This is a genomic window from Armatimonas sp., assembly GCF_031410135.1.
Classification (GTDB): domain Bacteria; phylum Armatimonadota; class Armatimonadia; order Armatimonadales; family Armatimonadaceae; genus Armatimonas.
In genome coordinates, this window is the sequence record NZ_JANNYP010000202.1 from 1 (window position 1) to 2,779 (window position 2,779).

The 2,779-nt window shown below is 55.8% G+C and carries 6 protein-coding genes; 5 read left to right on the forward strand and 1 reads right to left on the reverse strand.

The features are described from left to right. Window positions 1–78: 78 nt before the first annotated feature. Window positions 79–303: a hypothetical protein gene (locus tag RMO15_RS07275; protein ID WP_309709876.1), complete on the reverse strand. Its 225-nt coding sequence runs from the start codon at window positions 301–303 to the stop codon at window positions 79–81. A 168-nt stretch (window positions 304–471) separates the two neighbouring features. On the opposite strand from RMO15_RS07275, the gene RMO15_RS07280 reads away from it, so the two are divergent. The 5 genes from RMO15_RS07280 to RMO15_RS07300 all read left to right on the forward strand — a co-directional run. Beyond that, window positions 472–753, forward strand: coding sequence for a hypothetical protein (locus tag RMO15_RS07280; protein WP_309709878.1), 282 nt, complete (start codon window positions 472–474; stop codon window positions 751–753). Continuing rightward, window positions 750–1,208 carry a hypothetical protein gene (locus tag RMO15_RS07285; RefSeq protein ID WP_309709880.1) on the forward strand — a complete coding sequence of 153 codons (459 nt, stop codon included), beginning with the start codon at window positions 750–752 and terminating at the stop codon, window positions 1,206–1,208. The genes RMO15_RS07280 and RMO15_RS07285 overlap by 4 nt, the downstream gene beginning before the upstream one ends. A 164-nt stretch (window positions 1,209–1,372) precedes the next feature. Further along, window positions 1,373–1,633 (forward strand): hypothetical protein, encoded by a 261-nt coding sequence (locus RMO15_RS07290; protein WP_309709883.1) that lies wholly within the window; start codon window positions 1,373–1,375, stop codon window positions 1,631–1,633. Next, window positions 1,630–2,133, forward strand: coding sequence for a hypothetical protein (locus tag RMO15_RS07295; protein ID WP_309709886.1), 504 nt, complete (start codon window positions 1,630–1,632; stop codon window positions 2,131–2,133). The genes RMO15_RS07290 and RMO15_RS07295 overlap by 4 nt, the downstream gene beginning before the upstream one ends. Beyond that, window positions 2,130–2,779, forward strand: a 650-nt coding sequence (locus RMO15_RS07300; RefSeq protein WP_309709889.1) for a hypothetical protein, incomplete at its 3' end; no start/stop codon positions are given. The genes RMO15_RS07295 and RMO15_RS07300, both read left to right, overlap by 4 nt.

The following is a 2,779-nucleotide window of genomic DNA, read 5'->3' on the forward strand; positions in this document are numbered from 1 at the left end:
ATGGTCGTGATGGGAGTGAGGAAATCCGAAACCACATCATGTCACCATCTGTGATCAACGGAAATCACCTGATTTCCGTCACCGCAAGGGGTGGGGAAACGCCCAACTATACCTTTCCGGTGCGATGGGCAAAAAGCCCCAATCACAGGTTCCGTCGTTCGTATCCACGATGTACTTGCGGTTGCTGTCGGTCTTGTGAACTACTAGCCACATTCCATCGGCGGCGAGGAGGTCATTCAGGGAGTAGTTCTTTGCATCGCGGCTTGCGTTCTTGATCGCGGTTGCGGAGGTGGCAGGTTTCATAGTTCAGAGTTCCTTGTCTTCGTTCAAGCTTGCTTGCTTGGTATGACTATATCTTATCTCATATGAGATAAGTTGTCAAGGAATAGGGGAAAGTTTTTTACTCTTGCGTGAGATAAGTTTTTCCGGTAATATCCACCCTATATGAGATAACTAGAGGAGGTTTCAAAAATGGCGGAAGAATTCATTGGTATGGGTGAGGCGGCAGTTCGTCTTGGAGTGTCTGAGGCCCGCGTAGCGCGTGACATTCTCCAGAAAGCAAAAGTGGATCTGATCCCAGTAACTGCGCGAACCTATGCTGTACGCGCCACGGATGTTGAGAAAATTCGGCGCGATCGCGAAGAGAATGTCCCCAAAAGCGGACGGCCTAAGGGAGTGAAACAAAGCGAAGAGACGAAGGCAAAGATAGCTGCTGCCCGTCGGGCTCAAGTGGCTGCTGAGTTGCCAGTATGAGCACTTTACACGCAACGCTCGACGAGCTGCTCACGACCGCAAGCGCGGGGCATGTGGCCGCGAAGTTCTCAGAAGGCTTACACCGCCGCTCTGGGAACACCAAAGGCACCGAGCTTGCGGGGGAAGCCTCCGAAGCGCTGCGCATCGTCTGCTGTGGCCTTGAAGTGCTGGGAGCCACAGACAAGAGCCAGACTGCGGTAGCAAAGCCGGTCAACCCCCTTGCTGAGTTTTCACGCGTGGAGGCAAGCCGCTCTCAGGCAATGGCGCTTCGGGAAGCGCTGGAGGGTTGTCTACAGCCTGCGGAAGATCTCGATATCGCCCGTGGCAACGTGCTTGCCGAATCAGTAAACGGATGGCGCGGTACGGAATGGAATGACCGTCTAGTTCAGATGATCTCAGAAATTGAGCTTGAACTCTATGGACCAGCGTCCACTGTGACAGGAGGAAGAGAATGATGGAAGCAGTTATCGACAATTTGAAAAAACGCAAGAAGATCAATCGGCGTAAAAATCCCGATTCAGCTTCTTTGTTAGCTCAAGCCATTACGGAAACCATCAAAGGACTTTCTGAGAGTAGCAGAGTCGGAGTTAGGATTGTAGGGACCAGTCAGGATGCCGTAATGAATCAGGATGCCATGATTGATACGGCCCGTGCTCGCACTCGTGCCCTGGCCCTGGAGCAAGCGGCGGCAACGAAAGCCCTCTTCAGCCAGTGGGCCACCGAAGATGCCACAGACGACCCTGAGGAGCTTCAGCGGCGCACACAGGAACACTTGGAGCTTCAGCACGCCATGAACGAGAACCGGAAAGCCACTGGGGAGCGTCTCCCCTTCCCCGAGCTGGAGGTTCGAACCTCCGCCGAGCTGGAAAACGCAGCGTGAGCCTATCCGCTGTCTTTCTCGACGAAGGACCGCTTTCCTGGGTTGTGAATAAGCCAGGAGACAACCCTATCCATGATGCGTGTCAGTCTTGGGCTCTTGGACTTATGTCTCAGGGAGTGCTTGTCTGCGTGGCCGAGGTGACAGACTACGAGCTGCGGCGTGAGCTGGTGAGGCAGGAAGCCAAGCGGAAATCCCTGGGGCAACCCCTGCGCGGCTCTGTCGCCCGTTTGGATGCCTTTATCGCGCTTCCCGGTCGCTACGTTCCGATCTCCACCAATGCCATGCACCAGGCCGCAGATATGTGGGCAAATATCCGAAACAATATGCAGCCCACAGCTTCAGACAAAGCTCTTGACGGTGACGTGATCCTTGCCGCACAGGTCAGTATCTTTGCAGCGACTCAAGGAATCCCGCTCTCTGAGATCATCGTTGCCACCACGAACGTCAAGCATATTGATAGGTTTATCCAGGCCGATCTATGGGGCAATATCCATCCGTGAGCATGGAGACTTCCGAGGATCGATCCTTTGTCACCGTCTCCGAGCTGGCACGGGCTCTTGATATTAGCCCAAGGCAGGCTTCTCGGTGGATGGCTCGCGCGGCGGTCGCCGACAGAGACACGACCGCCTCAGGACAGTCACGTGTTCGCCTCGCGGCAGTCGTGGCACTTCGAGAGGCGACGGTCATAAAGAAACACGACCGCCATCAAGAGCGAAGCATAGAGGATTTACCATCGACAGTCACCGACTCTGACATGACCGTCGCGCCCGATACGATGACGGTCACACGGCGGTCATCAGAGGCACATGACGACGGTCACGCGGCTGAAGCTTCGGAGCTTCGCACGGTCGCATTGGATCTGATCCGCACCGAGCTGGAAACCGAGAGGCGGCGCGCTTCGGACTTAGAGAAGCGGGCGGCGGTCGCAGAAGCCCGTGCTGAGCTACTCGAAAAAAGCCTGACTGACACTCAGGGGGAACGTGATCGCTGGGCAAGCCAGGCGGAGAGCCTTACTGAAGCTCTCCAGAGAGCTCAAGACGAAACACGGGCGGCGCGTCTGATCGGTGGGAGACAGGTGCAGCAGATTGAGGCCGCTGGCCTCACTGTTGGCGATTCTAGCGGCGATAGCACCCCTGAAGGCGCAAA